This window comes from Treponema sp. Marseille-Q4523, from assembly GCF_016901105.1.
Taxonomy (GTDB): domain Bacteria; phylum Spirochaetota; class Spirochaetia; order Treponematales; family Treponemataceae; genus Treponema_D.
In genome coordinates, this window is record NZ_JAFEVM010000007.1 from 21263 (window position 1) to 37919 (window position 16657).

Sequence of the window (16657 nt, forward strand, 5' to 3'; positions counted from 1 at the left end):
GTGCTGTAGAGGAGGCGGTGTCCGCGGCGGATGCCGCCGTCGGAACAGGGAGCACAGAAGGCGCTGCGGGAGAAGCGGCGGTCGGCACGGATGCTGCGCTTAACGTCGGGAAAACCGGAGATGCCGAATGCGCTCGATGCGAAGAGGATCGCTTTTCGCGCACGAGGATGCTCGTCGGGGAAGAGGGCATCGAAACGCTGAAAAAAAGCCGCGTCGCCGTGTTCGGTATCGGAGGAGTCGGAGGCTTTGTCGTCGAAGCGCTCGCCCGTGCGGGTATCGGTTCTCTCGATATCGTCGATAACGATACCGTTTCCCTTTCAAACATAAACCGGCAGATATTCGCGCTTTGCAGTACGGTCGGCGCGTATAAAGTCGATGTCGCCGCCGCACGCATCCGCGACATCAATCCCGAATGCGAAGTGACGGCTCATCGCTGTTTTTTTCTTCCCGACACGGCCGGCTTCTTTGACTTTTCCCGCTGGGATTACGTCGTCGATGCCGTCGATACTGTTGCGGCAAAGATCGAAATAATTAAAAGGGCCAAAGATGCGGGTACGCGCGTCATAAGCGCCATGGGTACCGGAAATAAATTCGACGCGTCGCGTTTTCGCATTGGGGACATAGCGGAGACGAGCGTGTGTCCGCTTGCGCGCGTCGTGCGGAGGGAATTGAAAAAGAGAGGCATAGAAAAAGTTCCGGTGCTGTATTCGACGGAGATGCCTGCCGTCCGGGAAAAACCGCCTGCGAGCATTTCATTCGTGCCCGCCGCTGCGGGGCTTTTGATTGCGCAAAAAGTCGTGTGCGATTTGCTTGAAAAAGCGTAAGTTCGCTGATGATATTAATAATCGGTTTGGGTGCGGAGCTTGGCGGGACTCGAAATTGAATCTAATAATTAATAAATTGTGAAAGAAATCCCAAGCCGACGAAAACGGCGACCGCCGCTGTTTTTAAACGTCTGCTTTCGACGATGCTTTTACACCGTCAACCTACGCCCGCGCGGAGCGGTGCCGAAGGCAGACGCCGGAGCGAGCGTAAGCGAGGGAAGCGGCCGAGCGTGAGCGAGCCGCGGAGGGCGGGTTCTTCCGACCGTTTCGTCCCGATTTTTATTTTATTAATCCTGCAGGATTATCCGCAACGATAACTTTTCCCGATTTGATAGCTTCGAATGCTTCGGTTGCGCGTTTTTGGGCTTCCGCCGAGAGGTTCGGGTTTTTGAGGGGGATGCCGACGCCGTCGTTATTCGCCGTGAACTCGAGTTCTTTGCCGCCGGGGAATTGGCCCGCGAGTTCGGCTTTGATCATGTCGTACGAAGCGCGGTCGAGGAATTTCATAGCTGATGTGAGTACGGCGCTCTTTTTGTTCGGCATCATGCCTTCGTTGTATTGATCGACATCGACGCCGACGACCCATACGTCTTTGCCGGTAGAGCGCCTCGTTTTCGCTTCGTTGATGACGCCGACGCCGACTCCGCCTGCGGCAGCGTGGATGACTTTGACTCCTTTGTCGAACATGGAAGCTGCGAGCTGCTGACCTGCCGCGATGTCGCTGAAGGTTCCCTGATAGATGACGTTTTCGGATTTGATCGTTATCTTCGTGCCGAAGTTCGCGTTTGCGTATTTGATGCCCTGCTGCCATCCCCAGTTGAATTTTTGAACGGCGGGGATTTCCATGCCGCCGATAAAGCCGAAGCTGCCTTCTTTGACCTGTACCGCCGCCGCGACGCCTGCGATAAAGGCCGACTGCTGTTCAAGCCACGAAATGGCCGCGACGTTCGACGCCGTTTTGAATACCGAATAATCGGCGTTGTGCGGTTTTCCGTCGAGGATGACGAATTTGACTTTCGGGTATTTGTCTTGCGCTGCGAAAACGGCGGTTTCGAATTTGAAGCCAGGGCAGATAATCATCTGATAGCCCGCATCCGCGAGGTTTCCGATTTCTTTGAGATAGTCGGCTTCCGTCGTTCCTGCAGGTTTCAGATATTTGCATTCGATGCCCATATCTTTTTTCGCGCGGAGGATGCCTTCCCATGTACCTTGATTGAATGATTTGTCGTCGATGGTTCCGGCATCGGTTACCATACCGACGCGGAGCGATTTTTTTCCGGATGCCGAAGAATCGGCGCCTCCTGTTGCGAAGACCGCACCCGCTGCGAGCAGCGCGCACAGAATGGCGATCGTTTTTTTCATAGTGTTCTCCTTGATCATGTGATTTTATTGAGGATAAGCAAGCATCGTGAAAATAGTATACCGACGATCGGTATTAGTCAAGCATTCGTTTGCTGTATGCTTTCACTTTGCTTCCTTATTTGTGCTTTTTTCCTCTTCGTTGACAAAGCCGCGCTTCGGTGCTAGGGTTTTTATGCGGTAAGATAGGGGGATCGGCGGAGTCGGAGAGGTTGCCGTCGTTTTATCAAAGCTTGCGATTTTTCGCAAAAATTACAGAGGTTGTTATGAAAAAAGATTTAGGCGTTCATCCCTATGTGTTTCCCATGCCGGTGCTGATGATTGCGACGTACAACGAAGACGACAGTGTCGACGTTATGAATATGGCATGGGGCGGAATCTGTGCGGAAAATATGATCGCGCTCAATCTCGACGAAACGCACAAGACGTCCGAAAATATTAAAAAGCGCAGCGCCTTTACGCTGAGCGTGGCGGATATAGACAATATCGAAGCGGCGGATTTTTTCGGCATTGCATCGAGCAATACGATGCCCGATAAATTCGAACGCACGGGGCTTCACGCGTATAAAAGCAGAAAAGTCGACGCTCCCGTTGTCGAAGAATTTCCGCTCACGCTCGAATGCAAAGTCGCGGCGATCGAACACGGCGCGTGCGGTTTCCGCGTCGTCGGAGAAATCGTCAATGTCATCGCGGATGAAAAAATCCTCGACGTAAAAGGCAAAATCGATCCCGAAAAAATCAACGCCTTCGTGTTCGACCAATTTCAAAACGGCTATTACCGCATCGGAGAAAAAGTCGGACAGGCGTGGAAGAGCGGCGCCGCGCTGATGGGTACCTCGAAAAATTCGCTTTGAGCAATTTTTTTCAAGCCACCATCTTTGGTGGTGGTAGTTGATTCGCTGTATTATTGCGAATTACAACATCGCATTTTCAAATTCGACATTCGACCTATTAATAATTTTCCCGAATCGGGAAACCGCAGTAGTCGTGTCCGGGGTATACGATCGTTTCAGGCGGAATTGCTTTTTTAATCGACGCGAGACTTGTAAGCATTGCGCCCTCATCTCCTCCGGGTAAATCGGTGCGCCCTGAGCTTCGGTAAAATATCGTGTCGCCCGAGATGAGTTCGTTGCGCGCGGCGCTGTAAAGGCAAACCGAACCCTGCGTATGACCCGGCGTGTGTATTATCTTCCACTGTGAAAGAGCAGTGCGTATGTCGTCTCCGCACGGAATGACATCTCCGAGCGTCTCTCCGCCTGAAAACGTTATGTCGGGAGGCGGCATATCGCGAAGGGCGGAGGCGACGGCTTCAAGTCCCATGAGACGGAGCGATTCGATCTGCGACGAAGGCGAGGAGCCGCCGAGACAGGATGCGTCGGCTTTGTGAATTGCGATAGGGCAGGCGGGATACGCGCGTTTTAGAACCCGAAGCCCCAAAATATGATCGAAGTGTCCGTGCGTTAAGATAATTGCGCGCGGCTCTTTTTTATGCTCTTTAAGCCATGCGGTGATTTCCGTTTCGTCACCGGTAAGGGCGCAGGCGGCGGGGTCGACGACGTATACCGCGTCGCCTGCGAGCGGTACGATATACGTGTTTACACCGAGCGGTCCCGTCCGTAAAATCGTTAATTTTTCCATACGGAAACGGTTTTTACGAAAGCGGCGCGCTCAGACGAGGTAGCCGCCGCTTCTTTCCGAAGCTTCGTTTTCGCTCTTGTACGAAGGAGACGTAAAAGGCTCTTTGTCGTAAGCCGCCTTTTCAGCCGCGGCATAGGCTTTTTCATCTTCAGCCGTTTGTGCCGTATCGTGCGCATCGGAGGCATAGGCGCTTGTGCCTTCGTCCGTATCGTCTTTTTGGCGGGAAAAGCTCACTGCGAGTTTTCGTCCGCGGTAATCGTAGCCGTTGAGCGCGGCGATCGCTTTGTCCGTATCGTCTTTGAACAGCTGCACGAACGAATAATTTGCGAGTACGCGGATATCGCCGATCCTGTCGCGGTCGAGACCGGCAACGCTTACGAGCAGACCGACGAGGTCGCGCGGATATACGCGCCTGTTCCGCCCGATGCTGATAAATATCGTTGCGGCAAGCGCTTCGTCGATCTGCACGCGCGGATGCGGAGTATGCGTTTCGTCGCGGAGTTCATCGAAGGATTCGGCGCTTCCTCTGCGTTCGTCATACGAGGATCTGCCGTAGGGGGCGTCTTTGAAATTTCTTCCGGAACGTCCCCCCGCACCGTGGAGCGAAGTACCGTTCCGTCTCGCGTTCGGGCTTCCGTGAAATCTTCCCTGCATTTCTTTTGTCAGATATGCGGCGACGTACATGCGTTTCGAAAACGGAATCGTCCGTTTGAATATTTTTTTCAAGTCGTTGAGCAGATCCGGATTTTCTTCGGTCATCACTTTGTTCAGCGCGTTTTTCAAAAAAGACGCTACGCGCTCTTTGTCGATTTCAATCTCCCGTTGGAATGCCATATCATTACCTCTTCAAATCAAAATAAAAATTACTGAATCTTCGCTGCAAAACCCGAGCCTGTTTTTCGGAAACCGTTGCGCTCGAACAGAGCGACGAGGCTGTCGGGTATGATCGTGTTTGCAGTCACTACATAACGCTTGCCCCGCTTTTGAAGATCGGCGAGGCAAAGTGAAAAAAGTTCGCTTCCGATGCCCAATCCGCGATAGCTTTCGGGCACGAAAAAACTTGTTAAGACGGCCGTCGTTTCCGTTCGGGACGAAAGGTCCGCCGCCGTAATGCATCCGGCAAAATCACCGTCCGGCGTGCGGCATATAAAACCCGTCTGCCGCACGGACTCTCCGAATGCAAAAAGATGCCGCCATAATTCGCCTGCGGCGTTTTCGATTTCATTACAATCCGTATCATCCGGCAAGGCGGAACAAAAACCGCACACGCATACCGAATGAAGGATGCAATCCGCGTCCCGTGCGGAATCGTATGCCTGAAATGTGAAGTCGTTTCGAAGCAAATCGTCGTATTCTTCGACGATATGATCGAGCTTTTCCAAACCCCATATTTCACGCAAATCGTTGTACCATCCGCCGATGTATTCACGGAGCTTTTTGTTTTTGAATCGATGCCACCGTTTTTCGACTTCAGGAAATCTTTTTAGAACAGTCTTGAAATTTCTGAACACCCCCCTTCCCGAATGCAAAACTTCGATCAGTTCGCTTTTGACAAGCGGCGCATACACGGAAGCAACGAACGCTTCCCGCAATTTAAAACCCGCCGCGGAATCCCATTCGGGCAATGCATAGTAGCGGACTTCGTCCGCTTCGACCGAAGCCGCATCCGAAAGCGCTTCTTTTTCAGCGTCCACAACGAAACGCCGTTCCTGATTTTCGAGCGCAGATGCGATCGCGTCCGCAAGCTCTTCGGTCAAAAGGAACGTCATATCGATTTATTTTGCACCCGAATCGCCTTTGACAATTTCCGCCCGCGTTTTGACGACGCGGCTGATAAGGCCGTATTGCTTTGCTTCGTCGGCGTCGAGCCAGTGATCGCGGTCGGTATCTTTTGCGACCTGTTCTTCACTCGTACCCGTTTCTTCGGCGATGATGCGGTTGAGTTTCGCATGCGTTTTTGCAAGCTCTTTCGCGTGGATCTCGATATCCGTCGCGACGCCTTTCATGCCGCTCATCGGCTGATGGATGAGATAGTGGCTGTTCGGAAGTCCCACGCGTCTGTCTTTCGGAACGGCAAGCAGCACGAGAGCGGCCGCGCTTGCGACCAGTCCCATACCGATGAGGACTACCGGAGATTTGATAAAGCGGATCATATCGAAAATCGCAAAACCCGCATCGACATCCCCTCCGGGTGAATCGATATACATATAAATCGTCTTTTCGTCGCCGGCCGCTTCGAGTACGAGCAGCTGCCGCACGACTTTGTCCGCCAACTCTTTATTGATTTCGCCCGACAGGATGATTTGCCGCGTCTTTAAGAATTTTTCCGTAAGCGGATCGGGCATCTCCGGCATCTTTTTCTTTTCATCGTCGTCTTCATCGCACCGAGGCGACATCGTCACATACTTATACACGATTGCTCCTAACAATTCCAACTTTCCGTCAGCGCATCAGCTGAAGGTCGAGTTTTGAAAATAAATAAAATCGTGCGGAGGCGAGATTCCGGCACACAGGCGAGTTTGCAGAGCAAACTCGGGAGTGAGGCAAAGCTGAACGAAGTTCTCGCCGAAAGCATATTTTATTATTATATACTTTCAAAACTCGATATTCAATTCGCTATAATAAGTTTAATTTCGAGTTTTTTAAACTCGAAATTTTCCATCCGTTTCGCTCACCGACTGAATGGCGAGTTTGGAAATCAAATCAAATTATGCTTACGGCGAGGTTCCGGCACACAGGCGAGTTTGCAGAGCAAACTCGGTAGTGAGGCAAAGCCGAACGAAGTTCTTGCCGTAAGCACAGCTTTATCGGTTAACATTTTCCAAACTTGCCATTCAATCTAATAATATACTGAAATAATGCGTTGTGAGCAAGGCGGGATTTTAGCGGCAGAGCAAGGGCTGCATCTACAGCGTCTGCAACCGGCCTTTTGAAAAAAAACGGTTTATAGTGTATAATGAAAAATCCTTTTTACGATGCAGTATGCCGTAAAATATTCGAACGATACCGGAGACGGAGCGTACAATGCCGGAAGAAAAAACGGAAGCATCACTTGCTTTTTTACGTACCCGCGCCGATCACGCGGCGGAAATACTCGAAGATTACACCGAAGTTATCGCAAAAATAATAAAAGAGGCCGGCGAGTGCCGCGTTATGGATCTCGCACGGTATTTCGGCGTGAGCCACGTATCCGTCATCCAAGTGTTGCAGCGTTTAAAAGCCAACGGTTTTATAGAAAACGAAGCTCGCAAACCGATACTTCTCACAGCTGACGGCTATGCGCTCGCGCGAAAATGTACGAAGCGTCACGGCATTGTCCGAAGCTTTTTATTGAAAATCGGTGTGAGCGAAAAAACCGCCGTCATCGATTCCGAGGGTTTGGAACATCACATCAGCGCCGAGACGCTCGAGTGTATGAAAAACTTTATAGCGGAACGGTAGGCGAAGTATCGGCGGTTTGCGGGGTACGTGATGAAAGCGTCGCACGGAAAAGCGGAGTCGAAACAGGAAGCGGAACTGCGCGCTATTCTATCATCAGTTTTATATTGGCGACAACCGCATCGACTTCAAACTTGGATGCCTTTTATCCCACTTCGTTTCCAAAGTATTTACAAAAACAAGAGTAATTATCCTACTCCGAGTAAAATACAACAAACACCGATTAGTAAGAGTATCCAACTCCCAATTGCCACTATTTTATTTAAGATTATCCATCCCATGGCTTTTGCTGTTGAATCTGTGATATGATGTACAGAAGCAAAAACCCTGCCTAAAATTCCAAGAATTACTAAGACGATACCTAATCCTAACATTTTATTTCCTCGTATATTGTTTTTGAAAATATGTTGGAAACTCTACACCCAGCTAAAGTATTATATAGTACTCCCCACATATCTTCATCCACTTTCTAATTATAATAATATATATTATAATTTTTTTCAATATGAATTTTGTAGGGTATAAACAAAAAAATCGATTTTCCCGTAAGGCGAATTGTATAGTGACGGTAGTATGCTGCAAAATTAAACTACTCCTTCGTTTTAGAAGCGTACGAATTTATATTTAAATATTGTAACTTTACTATTATTTTAAGCCCTGGATTATTTTTAAGTCTTTCATCAATTTTTTATTATCTTTTTTCTTTCCCCCTCTTGACAATATTAGGTAGTGTATACTACATTAGTATTGTCTATATGTAGTATATACTACTTTAAGACTGAAGGATATCCGCTCAACGAGAAAAAACGGTCCCTGCGATTTCGTATGTAGTTTATACTACATATAATTGTAAATATATTCAGGAGTTATTATGAAAAAAAACATAGGGTTTACCGCCGCTTCGATTGCCGCGGCGGCAGTGTTGTGCGCCGTCTGTATTACCGGATGCGCAAAGAAAAGCGCTGCGGCGTCTGCAGGCACGCAGGATTCGGCACGGCCGAAGCGCGTCGTAACGACTTTTACGATCTTGCAGGACATAGCGCAAAATATTGCGGGCGATAAGATTCTCGTCGAATCGATTACAAAGCCCGGTGCGGAAATTCACGAATACGAACCGACGCCGCTCGACGTCGTAAAGGCGCAGTCTGCGGATTTGGTTTTGCGCAACGGCTTCGGTCTTGAGCGCTGGTTCGAAAAATTTATGGGAAGCGTTAAAAACGTGCCGAGCGCAACGCTGAGCGACGGTATCGAACCGCTGGGTATCGGCGAAGGCCCGTACAACGGCATGCCCAATCCTCACTCGTGGATGTCACCGAAAAACGCCCTCGTCTATGTCGAAAATATCCGAAAAGCCTTTGTCGCCTTGGATCCCGCTAATGCCGAAACGTTCAACGCAAACGCGGCATCCTACAGCGAAAGCATTAAAAAAATCGACGGTTTTTTGGCCGACAAGCTTTCGGAAATCCCCGAAGAGCAGCGCTGGCTCGTAACCTGCGAAGGCGCCTTTTCATACCTTATCCGCGACTGCAATATGAAGGAATTGTACCTGTGGCCGGTAAACGCCGATGAAGAAGGCACACCGCAGCAAATTCAAAAAGTCGTGGACACGATACGGAAAAATCACATTCCCGTCGCGTTTTCCGAAAGTACGATCAGCAATAAGCCGCAGCTGCAAGTGTGCAAAGAAACCGGCGCGCGTTACGGCGGCGTTTTGTATGTCGACTCTTTAACCTATGAAGACGGGGATGCGCCGACCTATTTGAAAATGCTCGAATACAATGCGGATACGATTGTAAGGGGATTTCAAGACAGTTTGTCAAAATAATGCGAGGCAAAATATGAATACCGATAGGGAAGTTCCCGTTGAACTTGCGGTACAAAACGTAAGCGTCGCGTACAATAACGGCCACGTTGCGCTCTACGATGCGTCGTTCCGTTTGCAAAAAGGAACGATTACGGCGCTCGTCGGCGTAAACGGCAGCGGTAAGTCCACGCTTTTTAAAACGATAATGGGTTTTATTAAACCGATGAACGGTTCGGTAACGATTTGCGGCGAACCGGTGAGGCAGGCGCAAAAGCACCGGCTGCTTGCCTACGTGCCGCAGTCGGAAGAAGTTGACTGGTCGTTTCCGGTAAGCGTGTGGGATGTCGTTATGATGGGGCGCTACGGTTATATGAATTTTTTACGCATACCGAATAGGGAAGATAAAGAGATTGCCGAACGCAGCCTTGAGCGCGTGCAAATGCTCGAGTTTAAAGACCGGCAAATCGGAGAACTTTCCGGCGGGCAAAAAAAGCGGGTCTTCCTTGCGCGCGCTTTGGCGCAGCGGGGAAAAATCATCCTGCTCGACGAGCCCTTTACGGGAGTCGACGTTAAAACCGAAACGGCGATAATCGATCTTTTGCGCGAGCTTAAAAACGACGGACACTTGATTTTCGTGTCGACGCACGATTTGGGTTCGGTTCCCGAATTCTGCGATCACGTCGTGATTATCAACAAAACGGTGCTTGCCGCAGGCCCGACGGAAACGACTTTTACGGCCGACAATCTTATAAAAGCGTTCGGCGGCGCACTGCGCAGCATTAAACTCGATCACACCGACAATCCCGAAGACAGTACGCACGAGTTCAGAGTGTTTACCGACGATGAAGGCGCCCTGATTACAAAGCGGGAAGGCAAGCCCTATCGGCGCGGCATTAGAAATACCGAAGTCGTTTCGCCGAAATAATCGGCATAAGGGATTTACGGAGGAATACGAATGCTTTCGAATTTATTGATTCCGTTTCACTATGAATACATGGTAAAGGCGATCCTCGTCAGCGGCTTTATCGGCGGTGTGTGCGCGCTGCTTTCGTGCTTTGTCGTACTCAAAGGCTGGTCGCTGCTCGGCGATGCCTTATCGCATGCGGTAGTTCCGGGGGTTGCCGTTGCGTACATAATCGGCATACCGTTTTCGGTCGGCGCGTTTATAAGCGGTATGCTCGCCGCTCTTGCGATGGGCTTTATAAAAAAGCGCACGAGGATCCGCGAAGACGCCGTTATCGGAATCGTGTATACGACTTTTTTTGCGCTGGGCGTTTTGCTTATTTCGCTGTTTCCGAGCAACATAACGCTTTCGACGATCGTTATGGGAAACATTCTCGGTATTGCCGACCGCGACATCGTTCAAACGCTGATCATTGCCGGGAGCAGTCTTGCGATTATTTTGCTTAAGTGGAAGGACTTGCGCCTTTTTTCGTTCGACCCGGCGCAGGCGCGCGCGATAGGCCTCAACACGAATGTCTTGTACCTCTTGCTGCTTACGCTGCTCGCCGTTACGGCGATCGCCGCGCTGCAGACGGTCGGCAGTATTTTGGTCGTCGCAATGCTTGTAACGCCGGGAGCAGCCGCCTATTTGCTTACGGATACATTTTCTTCGATGATGCGCCTCGCGTCGATTATCGGCGTGCTGACGTCTTCCGCCGGCGCGTATATCAGTTATTTTTTGAACGGGTCGGCAGGCGGCTGCATTGTTGCGCTGCAGTTTTTGTTTTTTTTAGCCGTCCTCTTTTTTGCGCCGCGTCACGGAATACTTGCGGCAAAGCTGAATGCGGCAAAGGCTGTAAGGGATTTTTTTGCAAAAAGAGCGGCCGAAAGCTGAAAGCGTTTTTTGCGGCAGGGATTGGAGCACCGCCGGAGGCGTTCGCCGGATTGCAAAGCTGTGAACCGGCGAATGAAGCGAAAGCGGAAGTGCGGAAAGCCCGGCGGTTTTCGCAGGCGCGAAAACCGAGCCGCCCGAAAAAAATTAATAAAAATTAATAAGATGAGGGCAGTGGGGAGTAAGGTATGTTGTGGACAAAACTTATCGAACCGTTTATGTACGGCTTTATGGTAAAGGCGCTCGTGATTGCGGCTTTGGTCGGCTGCGTGTGCGCAGTCGTTTCGTGCTACCTTATTTTAAAGGGATGGTCGCTCATGGGAGATGCGATTTCACACGCCGTACTGCCGGGAATCGTCGTCGCTTACCTCGTTCATATTCCGCTGGGAGCCGGCGCCTTTGCGGCGGGCTTGCTCAACGCGGCCGCCACGGGCTGGATAAAAGCGCGGAGCCGCATCCGAGAAGATTCGGTTATGGGTGCGGTTTTTACCGGCATGATGGCGCTGGGTTTGATCCTCGTTACGAAGGTGAGTTCGAACATCCATTTTATGCACATTTTGTTCGGGAGCCTTTTGGGAATTGAAAAGCGCGATATGATACAGGCCCTCGTCTGTTCGTTGATAACGCTTGTGCTGGTCGTCGCCAAGCGCAAGGATATTCTTTTGTATTTGTTCGATCAAAATCATGCGAGAGCGATCGGACTCAACATAAGGTTTATACATTATCTTTTTCTTGCGCTTACGGCGCTGACGATCGTCGCTTCGCTGCAAGCGGTCGGGATTTTGCTTACGGTTGCAATGCTGATTATACCGGGCTGTATCGCCTATCTTTTAACGGACATACTTGACCGCATGCTTTGTATTTCCGCGCTGTCGGCCGCATCGAGCGCGCTCATCGGTACTTACGCAAGCTATTTTTTGAACGGAGCGACCGGCGCGTGCATTATTTTAACCGAAGCGCTGTTTTTCGTTTTGACGATGATGTTTGCGCCGAAGTACGGCATGATCGTGCGCTTTGTGCGGCAAGGGCAGAAGGTGCGGTGAAACCTTTTAGGAAAAACGGAGGAGAATTGCGGAACGCGAAGCAGCGGAACTGAAGCCTGTCTTTTAATGTACATTCTCTTTTTTTGTATTATTTTCTGGCTATGCGGCGGATTTCGTGGTATAATGACTGTTATATCGCGGAGGTGCGCTGTGTCCGAAAAAAAGTATATCGTTGCACTCGATCAGGGGACGACGTCGTCGCGGGCTGTCGTATTCGATCACGAAGCGAATAAGGTTGCAAGCGCGCAGCAGGAATTCAATCAATACTATCCGAAGCCCGGCTGGGTCGAGCACGACGCCGAAGAGCTGTTTTTGTGTCAGCTTTCGGTGCTCCAGGAAGTCGTGCGAAGTGTCCGCATCGAAGCGGCGGAAATCGCGGCGATCGGTATAACGAATCAGCGGGAAACGGTCGTGCTGTGGGATAAGGCGACGGGAAAGCCCGTGTACCGCGCGATCGTGTGGCAATGCCGCAGAACGGCGGAACTCGCCGACGAATTGGTGCTGTCGGGTCAGGGGGATGTGATCCGTGAAAAGACGGGGCTGCTTCCCGACGCGTATTTTTCCGGTACGAAAATCAAATGGATTTTGGATAACGTCGAAGGCGTGCGTGAACGTGCGCAAAACGGCGAGCTCCTGGCAGGTACGATCGACACGTGGCTCGTGTGGAAGCTGAGCGGCGGAAAATGCCACGTGACGGATTATACGAATGCTTCCCGCACGATGCTTTTCAATATTCACACACTGCAGTGGGACGACGATCTCTTACAGCTGCTCGGCATACCGCGCTGTATCCTTCCCGACGTGAAAGATTCTTCGTATGTGTATACGACGACCGACAAAAACGTGTGCGGTTTCGAAGTTCCGATCGCATCCGTCATTGGCGATCAGCAGGCGGCACTTTTCGGACAGGGTTGTTTCAATGCGGGCGAAACGAAATCGACGTACGGTACCGGCTGTTTTTTGCTCATGCACACGGGAACAAAGCCGGTCGCTTCTTCTCACAAACTGCTGACGACGATCGCGCTCGGCATAAACGGCTCCGTGACATACGCGCTCGAAGGCAGCGTGTTTATCGGCGGGGCGCTCATCAAATGGCTGCGCGACGAACTCGGTCTTATTGCGACGGCGCACGAATGCGATACGCTTGCCGAAACCGTTCCCGATTCGAATGATGTCATCATCGTGCCGGCTTTTACGGGACTTGGTGCGCCGTATTGGGATCCCTATGCGCGCGGTACGATCGCGGGGCTTACGCGCGGTGCGAATAAAGCGCATATCTGCCGCGCGGCGCTCGAAGCGATCGCGTTTCAGGTAAAGGACGAACTCGAGTGCATGAAGGAAGACGCCGGCTGCGCGATCCCGACGCTGAAAGCGGACGGAGGAGCCTGCGTGAGCAATCCGATGATGCAGTTCCAATCCGATATCCTCGACACGCCGGTGTACAGACCGAAAAACGTCGAAACGACGGTGACCGGTGCCGCCTTTCTTGCGGGGCTTGCCGTCGGCTTTTGGCATGACAAAGACGAATTGCTCGGCTTTTGGAAAATGGATAAAATCTTTGCGCCGGAGATGGAGAGTAAAAAGCGCGATGCGCTCTATGCGTCGTGGAAGCGTGCGGTCGAACGCGCAAAATGCTGGGCGGCTCATTAATAATTTTTCAACTCATTGATAATTTTTTCCCGGTTGCCTGAAAACTTCGGTTTTTAGAGGCGGCCGATAATCGATATGTAACTATGTTTGTTGGAGGCATCATGAATAGCAGGATTACGTATGACGTTGCGATAATCGGCGCGGGGATCACCGGCGCCTGCATCGCGCGGGAGCTCGCAAAAACTTCCGCAAAGATCGCGCTCATCGAAAAAGAAAACGATGTCGCGTGCGGCAGTTCGAAGGCGAACTCCGCGATCGTTCACGGAGGATTCGATCCCGTGCCGGGTACGCTTATGGCGCGCCTCAACGTGCGCGGAAGCGAACTGTATCCGGAACTTGCAAAAAAATTGAATTTCGATTACGAAAATAACGGTTCGCTCGTTATCGCCTTCGACGAGCAGGGTAGGGCGCTTCTAAATACGCTGCTCGACCGCGGCAGGAAAAACGGCGTAAAGGATTTGCGCATCGTCGAAAGCGAAGAACTGCACGATATGGAACCGAATCTCGGCGACAATTCGCTTGCGGCGCTGTATTCTCCGACTGCGGGGATCATGTGTCCGTACAAAGCGACGTGGGCGTTTGCCGAAAGCGCGGTCATAAACGGCGCGGAATTTTTCAGAAATACGGCGGTTCACGCGATCGAAAAAACGGACGGCGTCTTCGTGCTACGTACGGGGCACGGAGAGATCCGCGCGAAGTACGTCGTAAACGCCGCGGGCATCTTTGCAGATAAAGTGAGCGCGATGGCGGGCGCTCGAAAATTCGTCATCAAGCAGCGGCGCGGCGAATACTGTCTTCTCGACAACAACTGTAAATCCCTCGTCAATCATACGCTTTTTCAAACGCCGACCGCGCTCGGAAAAGGCGTACTCGTAACGCAGACCGTCGACGGCAATATTTTGATCGGGCCGAGCGCCGACGACCAAAGCGGCAATATGGACGGCTATACCGGTACGACCGCCGTATCGCAGGCGGACGTGCTTGCAAAAGCATCGCTGACGATCCCCGATATCCCCCGCGGCAATATTATCAATTCCTTTGCCGGTATCCGCGCGATCGCCTGTGAAACAGATGAAAACGGAAATGCGGGCGAAAGCATCGAAGATTTTATCATCGAAGAAGATGCGAACGTAAAAGGTTTTATCAATGTGAGCGGTATCTGTTCGCCCGGTCTTTCCGCCGCTCCGGCAACCGCCGGATACGTCGCGGAACTGCTTAAAAGCGCGGGTCTCGATGTAAAAAAGCGGGACGATTTTATCGAAGAGCGCAAGGGGATCACCGCCTTTCACACGGCGGATATTGCGATGCGCTTAAAACTTATTAAAGAAGATCCTCTGTACGGACAGATCATCTGCCGCTGCGAAACGGTAACGGAAGCGGAAATCGTGCAGGCGATCCGTTCTCCGCTCGGCGCACTCGATGTGGACGGCATCAAGCGGAGGACGAGGGCGGGCATGGGCAGGTGCCAAAGCGGTTTTTGCTCGCCGCGCGTTACGGAAATCCTTTCGCGCGAAGCGCATATTCCGATGACGTCGGTGACGAAAAAGGGCGGGGCGTCGTTCATGCTTGCAGGCAAAACGCGCGACTTTTCCGACGATGAATCGATGCAGGGGGCAAAACGATGAGCAATACGATATACGATGCGGTCATTGTCGGCGGCGGGCCGGCCGGTCTTGCCGCAGCCGTTTCGGCACGCGACAACGGTGCTGAAAAATTATTGATTTTGGAACGCGATTCGAAGCTCGGCGGAATTCTTTTGCAGTGCATTCATAACGGATTCGGTCTTCACTATTTCGGAGAGGAGCTGACGGGTCCCGAATACGCAGGCCGCTTTGTATCTCAGGTTCGCGAGCGGGGCATCGAATACAAAACGGATACGATGGTCATTTCGATCGACCGTGCGGAAGATTTTGAAGGCGCGGGACTGACCGAAACATCGTTCGATAAAACGAGCGGAGAGCACGTCGTCACGGCGATGAATGCAAAAGACGGACTTATGTTTTTGCACACGAAGACGGTTATTCTCGCGATGGGCTGCAGAGAGCGGACGCGGGGCGCCCTCGTCATTCCGGGGACGCGTCCGGCGGGTATCTTTACGGCCGGAAGCGCGCAGCGTTTCGTCAATATCGACGGGTATTTGCCCGGCAAAAAAATCGTTATTTTGGGAAGCGGCGACATCGGGCTTATCATGGCGAGGCGGCTCACGCTCGAAGGGTGCGACGTAAAAGTCGTATGCGAAGTGATGCCGTATTCGGCGGGCTTGAGCCGCAATATGACACAGTGTCTCGAAAACTTCAACATACCGCTGAAATTGAGTACGACGGTTATCGAAATCCACGGGAGAGAGCGCGTGACGGGCGTTACGATCGCTGCAGTCGATGCAAACCGCCGTCCGATAAAAGGTTCGGAAGAATACGTCGCGTGCGATACGCTTCTCCTTTCGGTCGGACTCATTCCCGAAAACGAAGTGAGTACGGGCGCGGGCGTTCACATGGATCCGGTGACGAAGGGGCCGTCGGTCAATCAGCTTATGGAAACGAGCGTACCCGGCATCTTTGCGTGCGGCAATACCGTACACGTTCACGACTTGGTCGATTTTGTGACGACCGAAAGCGTACTCGCCGGAAAGTGCGCGGCCGAATACGCGCGTCATGCGGAAAGTGCGAGACAAAATGCAGCGAATGCCGCTTTACATGCGCTTCCGATACGGCCGGGAAACCGCGTGCGCTACACCGTGCCGCAGCATATAGATCGGGACGACGCTTTTAAAGAAAGTGCCTCGCAGCAGTATGCGGATAAAAAAGACGAACCGAAAGTGCAGATCATGTTCCGCAGTACCGACGTGTACCGCGGCGTTACCGTCGCCGTCTACAGCGGCAACGAGCGGCTCTATTCGAAAAAAGCGCGGATCGTGCGTCCGGGCGAAATGCAGATCGCGGACGTGCCGGCTTCTTCGCTTGCAAAGGCTGAAGCGCCGCTCACCGTTTCGATCGAAACGCCGGAAGATACGATAGACTGACCGAGAGGCGCGGCATTGTGCAGACGCGATTTTAAAATTTTGTAAATT

General features: G+C 51.7%; 16 protein-coding genes. 10 read left to right on the forward strand and 6 right to left on the reverse strand.

The window, feature by feature from the left end:
* Positions 1–17: 17 nt before the first annotated feature.
* Positions 18–824 (forward strand): tRNA threonylcarbamoyladenosine dehydratase, encoded by an 807-nt coding sequence (locus JSQ97_RS03505; protein WP_486389577.1) that lies wholly within the window; start codon positions 18–20, stop codon positions 822–824.
* A gap of 279 nt (positions 825–1103) precedes the next feature.
* Here JSQ97_RS03505 and JSQ97_RS03510 read toward each other — a convergent pair whose 3' ends face one another.
* The gene (locus JSQ97_RS03510; protein ID WP_205074774.1) at positions 1104–2186 is read right to left on the reverse strand and encodes a BMP family lipoprotein; all 1083 of its coding nucleotides are present in this window, start codon (positions 2184–2186) and stop codon (positions 1104–1106) included.
* Between the two features lie 263 nt (positions 2187–2449).
* On the opposite strand from JSQ97_RS03510, the gene JSQ97_RS03515 reads away from it, so the two are divergent.
* A complete protein-coding gene (locus JSQ97_RS03515) occupies positions 2450–3037 on the forward strand; it encodes a flavin reductase family protein (protein ID WP_205074775.1) in 588 nt (195 codons plus the stop codon).
* 97 nt (positions 3038–3134) lie between these two features.
* Here JSQ97_RS03515 and JSQ97_RS03520 read toward each other — a convergent pair whose 3' ends face one another.
* From JSQ97_RS03520 to JSQ97_RS03535, 4 genes are read right to left on the reverse strand one after another with little or no spacing between them, the layout of a single operon-like run.
* Entirely contained in the window at positions 3135–3821 is a 687-nt protein-coding gene (locus JSQ97_RS03520; protein ID WP_205074776.1) for an MBL fold metallo-hydrolase, read from the reverse strand.
* A 30-nt stretch (positions 3822–3851) separates the two neighbouring features.
* Complete coding sequence (locus JSQ97_RS03525) at positions 3852–4655, reverse strand: DbpA RNA binding domain-containing protein (protein ID WP_205074777.1); 804 nt, start codon at positions 4653–4655, stop codon at positions 3852–3854.
* Between the two features lie 29 nt (positions 4656–4684).
* Positions 4685–5590, reverse strand: a complete 906-nt coding sequence (locus tag JSQ97_RS03530; RefSeq protein ID WP_205074778.1) for a GNAT family N-acetyltransferase — start codon at positions 5588–5590, stop codon at positions 4685–4687.
* A gap of 6 nt (positions 5591–5596) precedes the next feature.
* The gene (locus tag JSQ97_RS03535; RefSeq protein ID WP_205074826.1) at positions 5597–6217 is read right to left on the reverse strand and encodes an ATP-dependent Clp protease proteolytic subunit; all 621 of its coding nucleotides are present in this window, start codon (positions 6215–6217) and stop codon (positions 5597–5599) included.
* Between the two features lie 628 nt (positions 6218–6845).
* On the opposite strand from JSQ97_RS03535, the gene mntR reads away from it, so the two are divergent.
* The gene (gene mntR / locus JSQ97_RS03540; RefSeq protein WP_205074779.1) at positions 6846–7262 is read left to right on the forward strand and encodes a manganese-binding transcriptional regulator MntR; all 417 of its coding nucleotides are present in this window, start codon (positions 6846–6848) and stop codon (positions 7260–7262) included.
* A gap of 185 nt (positions 7263–7447) precedes the next feature.
* Here mntR and JSQ97_RS03545 read toward each other — a convergent pair whose 3' ends face one another.
* A complete protein-coding gene (locus tag JSQ97_RS03545) occupies positions 7448–7633 on the reverse strand; it encodes a hypothetical protein (protein ID WP_205074780.1) in 186 nt (61 codons plus the stop codon).
* 497 nt (positions 7634–8130) lie between these two features.
* On the opposite strand from JSQ97_RS03545, the gene JSQ97_RS03550 reads away from it, so the two are divergent.
* From JSQ97_RS03550 to JSQ97_RS03580, 7 genes are all read left to right on the forward strand, one after another.
* Positions 8131–9084: a metal ABC transporter substrate-binding protein gene (locus JSQ97_RS03550; protein ID WP_205074781.1), complete on the forward strand. Its 954-nt coding sequence runs from the start codon at positions 8131–8133 to the stop codon at positions 9082–9084.
* A 13-nt stretch (positions 9085–9097) separates the two neighbouring features.
* Positions 9098–9988: a manganese/iron ABC transporter ATP-binding protein gene (locus JSQ97_RS03555; protein WP_205074782.1), complete on the forward strand. Its 891-nt coding sequence runs from the start codon at positions 9098–9100 to the stop codon at positions 9986–9988.
* Positions 9989–10018: 30 nt separating this feature from the next.
* Complete coding sequence (locus JSQ97_RS03560; RefSeq protein ID WP_205074783.1) at positions 10019–10900, forward strand: metal ABC transporter permease; 882 nt, start codon at positions 10019–10021, stop codon at positions 10898–10900.
* A gap of 185 nt (positions 10901–11085) precedes the next feature.
* Positions 11086–11940, forward strand: a complete 855-nt coding sequence (locus JSQ97_RS03565; RefSeq protein ID WP_205074784.1) for a metal ABC transporter permease — start codon at positions 11086–11088, stop codon at positions 11938–11940.
* 123 nt (positions 11941–12063) lie between these two features.
* Positions 12064–13590 carry a glycerol kinase GlpK gene (glpK, locus tag JSQ97_RS03570; protein WP_205074785.1) on the forward strand — a complete coding sequence of 509 codons (1527 nt, stop codon included), beginning with the start codon at positions 12064–12066 and terminating at the stop codon, positions 13588–13590.
* A gap of 101 nt (positions 13591–13691) precedes the next feature.
* Positions 13692–15215, forward strand: coding sequence for an NAD(P)/FAD-dependent oxidoreductase (locus JSQ97_RS03575; RefSeq protein ID WP_205074786.1), 1524 nt, complete (start codon positions 13692–13694; stop codon positions 15213–15215).
* Entirely contained in the window at positions 15212–16609 is a 1398-nt protein-coding gene (locus tag JSQ97_RS03580) for an NAD(P)/FAD-dependent oxidoreductase (protein WP_205074787.1), read from the forward strand. Before JSQ97_RS03575 ends, JSQ97_RS03580 begins: the two co-directional genes overlap by 4 nt.
* Positions 16610–16657 lie beyond the last annotated feature (48 nt).